The sequence below is a fragment of the Sphingomonas sp. CCH9-F2 genome, assembly GCF_001556735.1.
GTDB lineage: Bacteria > Pseudomonadota > Alphaproteobacteria > Sphingomonadales > Sphingomonadaceae > Sphingomonas > Sphingomonas ginsenosidimutans.
Genome location: NZ_LSJO01000386.1, coordinates 1 through 5,102 on the forward strand (window position 1 = coordinate 1; position 5,102 = coordinate 5,102).

General features: G+C 69.9%; 4 protein-coding genes and 1 pseudogene. 4 read left to right on the forward strand and 1 reads right to left on the reverse strand.

What is annotated here, in order from left to right; translation table 11 throughout:
• The first annotated feature begins 203 nt into the window (after positions 1–203).
• The 3 genes from AX685_RS11165 to AX685_RS11175 are packed head-to-tail and all read left to right on the forward strand — an operon-like array spanning position 204 to position 3,813.
• Positions 204–1,868, forward strand: a complete 1,665-nt coding sequence (locus AX685_RS11165; RefSeq protein WP_066488666.1) for a M28 family metallopeptidase — start codon at positions 204–206, stop codon at positions 1,866–1,868.
• Between the two features lie 14 nt (positions 1,869–1,882).
• Positions 1,883–2,854 (forward strand): agmatine deiminase family protein, encoded by a 972-nt coding sequence (locus tag AX685_RS11170; RefSeq protein ID WP_066488669.1) that lies wholly within the window; start codon positions 1,883–1,885, stop codon positions 2,852–2,854.
• Entirely contained in the window at positions 2,851–3,813 is a 963-nt protein-coding gene (locus tag AX685_RS11175; RefSeq protein WP_066488671.1) for a phosphoribosylaminoimidazolesuccinocarboxamide synthase, read from the forward strand. Before AX685_RS11170 ends, AX685_RS11175 begins: the two co-directional genes overlap by 4 nt.
• 41 nt (positions 3,814–3,854) lie before the next feature.
• On the opposite strand, the gene AX685_RS11180 is transcribed toward AX685_RS11175, so the two are convergent.
• Positions 3,855–4,724 (reverse strand): 3-hydroxyacyl-CoA dehydrogenase NAD-binding domain-containing protein, encoded by an 870-nt coding sequence (locus AX685_RS11180; protein WP_066488673.1) that lies wholly within the window; start codon positions 4,722–4,724, stop codon positions 3,855–3,857.
• A gap of 70 nt (positions 4,725–4,794) precedes the next feature.
• Here AX685_RS11180 and AX685_RS11185 point away from each other — a divergent pair.
• Positions 4,795–5,102: pseudogene (locus AX685_RS11185) on the forward strand (DUF1176 domain-containing protein); the annotation flags it as partial.

Genomic DNA, 5,102 nt, shown 5'->3' on the forward strand with positions numbered 1-5,102 from the left:
GGCATCGCCGCCCCCGCCAGCAGCACGCACAACACCGCCGCCGATCGCCGACCGGTCATCACCTTCCCCCCGATCATGTCCCCGCCGCCATGCTATGGCGCGGATCGCCGTGTCACAAGCCGCTTTGCCAACGCCCGCGTGGACAGCCGCCGCGGCGATTGGCAGAAGGCCCCAACGCCTTCTCCCGGTCGGAGCCTCGTTTCATGCGCCTGCGTACCCTTGCCCTCCCGTTCCTCGCGCTCGCCGCCGTGCCCGCCGCCGCGCAGACCGCACCGCCCATATCGGAAGCGACGCTGAAGGACGTGACGAAGGAGCTGTCGTCCGATGCCTATGAGGGCCGCGCCCCTGGCACGGCGGGGGAGGAGAAGGCCGTCGCCTATCTGGCGAAGCGGTTCGCCGCGGCGGGCCTCACGCCCGGCAACAAGGGCAGCTGGTATCAGGACGTGCCGCTGGTGGAGATCACCGCGCAGAACGTCTCGCCGCTGACCTTCAGAGGCGCGGGCGCGCCGATCGCGCTCGCCTACGGGCCGCAGATGGTGATCGGTACCCACCGCATCCAGCCGCATATCGCGGTGAAGGACAGCCCGGTCGTCTTCGTCGGCTATGGCATCACCGCCCCCGAAAAGGGCTGGGACGATTATGCCGGCGTCGACGTGCGCGGCAAGACGGTGCTGATCCTGGTCAACGATCCCGACTGGCAGCAGCCGGACGTCGGCGGCCTCTTCAACGGCCGCGCGATGACCTATTACGGCCGCTGGACCTACAAATATGAGGAAGCGGCCCGCCACGGTGCCGCCGCCGCGATCATCGTGCATCAGACCGAACCGGCCGCCTATGGCTGGAACGTCGTCCAGTCGAGCTGGACCGGGGCGCAGCAGCTGGCCGATTCGAAGGACGGCGGCGCCGGGGAAAGCGCGGCGATCGGCTGGATCCAGCACGACGCCGCGCAGCGCCTGTTCGCGCAGGCCGACCAGTCGTTCGACACGCTCGCCGCCGCGGCGAAGCGGAAGGGCTTCCGCGCCGTCGCGCTCAAGGGGGTCACCGCATCGGTGTCGTTCGACAATGCGATCCGCAAGCACATGTCGCGCAACGTCGTCGGCGTGCTGCCGGGGAAGACGCGGCCCGACGAATACATCCTCTATTCCGCGCACTGGGACCATCTGGGCCATTGCGAGGCGGCGCCCGACGGCGACGACATCTGCAACGGCGCGATCGACAATGCCACCGGCACCGCCGCGCTGGTCGCGCTGGCGGAAGCGAATGCGAAGGCCGGCGCGCCCGCGCGCAGCCAGATCTTCCTGGCGGTGACCGGCGAGGAATCGGGGCTGCTCGGCTCCGAATATTATGCCGCCAACCCGCTCTATCCGCTCGCGAAGACGGTCGCGGGGGTCAATATGGACGCGCTGTCGATGGCCGGCCCGGCGAAGAACGTCGTGGTGATCGGCAAGGGCAAGTCCGATCTCGACGGCTGGCTCGACCGCGCGCTGGCCACGCAGGGTCGCGTCGCCAGCGCGGAGCCGACCCCGGAAAAGGGCTTCTACTATCGCTCCGACCATTTCAGCTTCGCCAAGCGCGGCGTGCCGATGGTCTATTTCGAGGGCGGCGATGATCTGGTGAACGGCGGCCGCGCCGCGGGCAAGGCCGCGGCCGAGGATTACGAGGCGCAACGCTATCACGGGCCGAAGGACGAATATGATCCGGCGTGGGACTGGACGGGTGTGGTGCGCGACGTCCAGCTCTACTACACGCTCGGCCGTTCGCTGGCGGACAGCGACGCCTGGCCCAATTGGGTCGCCGGCGACGAATTCCGCGCGATCCGCGACAAGAGCCGCGCCCCCTCCACCCCTGCCGCCCCGTCTGCGAAGTAAGGAACGCTGCCGCGATGACCTCGATGCTGACCCCGCCCGCCGAATGGGCGCCGCACAAGGCGGTATGGATCGGTTTTCCCAGCCACCCCGAATTGTGGGGCGACGATCTGGAGGAAGCGCGTGCGGAGGTGGTCGCCTTCGCCCGCGCGGTCCACGCCGGCGGGCGCGGCGAACAGGTGCTGCTGGTCGCCGCCGATGACGAGGCCGCGGCCGCCGCGCGCGCGATGGCGCCGTTCGCCGAACTGGTCGTCGAACCGTTCGGCGACATCTGGCTGCGCGATACCGCGCCGATCATCGGCGGCGACGCGCGCGCGCGCGATTTCGGCTTCAACGGCTGGGGCGGGAAATACGACCTGCCGGGTGACGAGGATATCGGCGCGCGGCTGGCGCGGCGGCGCGGTCTGTCGATCCTGCCGTGCGACTGGGTGCTGGAAGGCGGCGCGATCGACGGCGACGGCACCGGGCTGGTCGTCACCACCGAACAATGCCTGCTCAACCCCAATCGCAACCCCGACCTGACGCGCGAGGCGATCGAGCGGCGGCTGAACGAGGATCTGGGGCTGACGCGCGTGCTGTGGCTGGGCGACGGCCTCATCAACGATCACACCGACGGGCATGTCGACAATCTGGCGCGCTTCGTCGGCGAAAACCGCCTCGCCATCCCGCAGGCGGCGGACAACGATCCCAACTGGCGCATCTACCAGGATGCCGCCGCGCGCGCCCGCGCCGCGGGGGTGGAGGTGGTGCTCGTCCCCTCCCCCGGCCGCGTCATGCGCGATGAGGAGATCGTGCCCGCCAGCTACATGAACTTCTACATCGGCAATGCCGCGGTGGTCGTCCCGCTCTACGGCATGCGGCAGGACGACGAGGCGGTGGAGGCGATCCGCGCGCTGTTCCCGACCCGCGACGTCGTCGGCCTGCGCGCCGATGCGATCCTGACCGGCGGCGGCAGCTTCCACTGCATCAGCCAGCAGATACCGGCATGACCGCCCCCACCGCGCCGCGCGTCCTCGACCGTGTCGACCTGCCGTTCCTCCCGAACCATTACCGGGGGAAGGTGCGCGACAATTACGATCTGCCCGACGGGCGCCGGCTGATCGTCGCCAGCGACCGGCTGAGCGCGTTCGACCGCATCCTGTGCGCGGTGCCGTTCAAGGGGCAGGTGCTGACTGAGGTCGCGCGCTTCTGGTTCGAGGCGACAGCGGACATCTGCGCCAACCACGTCATCGACTATCCCGATCCCAACGTGCTGCTGTGCCGGCGGCTGACGATCCTGCCGGTGGAGATCGTCGTGCGCGGCTATCTGGCGGGGACCACCAGCACCTCGATCCTGACGCTGTACAAGACGGGTCAGCGCGCGATGTACGGCACCCTTCTGCCCGACGGCCTGATCGCCAACCAGCAGCTGCCCGAACCGATCATCACGCCGACCAGCAAGGAATTCGACGGCGGGCACGATCGCCCGCTGACTCCGGCGGAAATCCTCGACGCCGGCCTGCTGACGGCGGCGCAATGGGACGAGGTCAGCGCCACCGCGCTCGCGCTGTTCGCGCGCGGACAAGCGATGGCCGCCGAGCGCGGGCTGATCCTGGCCGATACCAAATACGAATTCGGCGTCGATGCGGACGGCCGCATCCTGCTGGCGGACGAGGTCCACACCCCCGACAGCAGCCGCTTCTGGAAGGCCGCCACCTATGACGCGCGCGTCGCGGCGGGGGAACGCCCCGACAGTTTCGACAAGGACGTCGTGCGCGCCTGGGTCGCCGACCGCGCCGATCCCTATGCCGCCGATCTCCCCGCGATCCCCGACGCGCTGATCGCCGCGACCAGCGCGGTCTATGTCGAGGCGTATGAGACGATCACCGGCCAGCCGTTCGTCCCCGACCTGTCGGGCACCACCGTCCTCGACCGCATCCGCGACCGCCTGGCACCGTTTGCCATCTGACGGCCCCGTGCTCCGGCGCAGGCCGGAGCCCAGCGCCACGCTCACCGCGTCGGCACCGGCTCCGCGCCCGAATAATCGTAGAAGCCGCGCCCGGTCTTGCGCCCGTACCAGCCCGCCTCGACATATTTGACCAGCAACGGCGCGGGCCGGAACTTCGGGTCGCCGGTGCCCTCGAACAGCACGCGCGTGATCTCCAGGCAGGTGTCCAGCCCGATGAAATCGGCCAGCGTCAGCGGCCCCATCGGGTGGTTCAGCCCCAGCTGCACCGCCGCGTCGATGTCGCGGATCGATGCCACGCCCTCGCCCAGCGCGAAGCACGCCTCGTTCAGCATCGGCATCAGCACGCGGTTGACGATGAAGCCCGGCGCATCGTTGGCATTCACCACGCGCTTGCCCAGCGCCGCGGCATAGGTCTCGACCGTCTTCACCGTCGCGTCCGACGTCGCCAGCCCGCGGATCACCTCGATCAGCCCCATCACCGGCACCGGGTTGAAGAAATGCACCCCGATGAAGCGCGCCGAATCGGGGCTGGCCTGCGCCAGCCGCGTGATCGGGATCGACGAGGTGTTCGACGCCAGCACCGCCTGATGCCCCAGCACCGCGCCGACCGTGGCGAAGATCGCGCGCTTGATCTCCTCGCGCTCGGTCGCCGCCTCGATCACCAGCCCGCACGACGCCATGCCCGCGACGTCGCCGACCGGCTCGATCCGCTCCAGCACGCGGTCGCGCGCATCGGCGTCGATCTTGCCCTTTTCCACGTCGCGCGCCAGCCGTTCGGCGATTCCCGCCTTGCCCGCCTCGGCTCGCGCCTGGTCGACATCGCTCAACAGCACGCGATAGCCCGCGGCGGCGGAAACCTGCGCGATCCCCGCGCCCATCTGGCCCGCACCGATCACTCCGACAGCCTGCATCATCATCTCCCGTTCATGGCGTTTTCCCTTTAGACACCCGCACGGCGAACAGACCAGCACGGAGATGGCGATGCGGTGGACGGCATATCTGGCGGCGGCGAGCGGCTGGCTCGCGGCCTGTTCCTCCCCCGCGCCCGATGCGGCGTCGGCGAACCGGACGACGGCCACGGCCGCCCCCGCGCTCACACCGGCACCGACCGTTGCCGCCGACACCCACGCCCGCCCCGCCCCGGCCGAGCCGCGCACCTTCCGCGACTGGGCGGTGGCGTGCGACAATAGCGCGCGCTGCACCATGGCCTCGCTCGCCCCCGGCGACGCCGGCGACTTCCCCGCCTTTACGCTATCGGTCACGCGCGATGCCGGGCCGGCGGGCGGCTT

Coding starts and splice junctions, on each gene's coding strand:
- AX685_RS11165 (WP_066488666.1), top strand. CDS start 204: ATGCGCCTGCGTACCCTTGCCCTCCCGTTCCTCGCGCTCGCCGCCGTG.
- AX685_RS11170 (WP_066488669.1), top strand. CDS start 1,883: ATGACCTCGATGCTGACCCCGCCCGCCGAATGGGCGCCGCACAAGGCG.
- AX685_RS11175 (WP_066488671.1), top strand. CDS start 2,851: ATGACCGCCCCCACCGCGCCGCGCGTCCTCGACCGTGTCGACCTGCCG.
- AX685_RS11180 (WP_066488673.1), bottom strand. CDS start 4,724: ATGCAGGCTGTCGGAGTGATCGGTGCGGGCCAGATGGGCGCGGGGATC.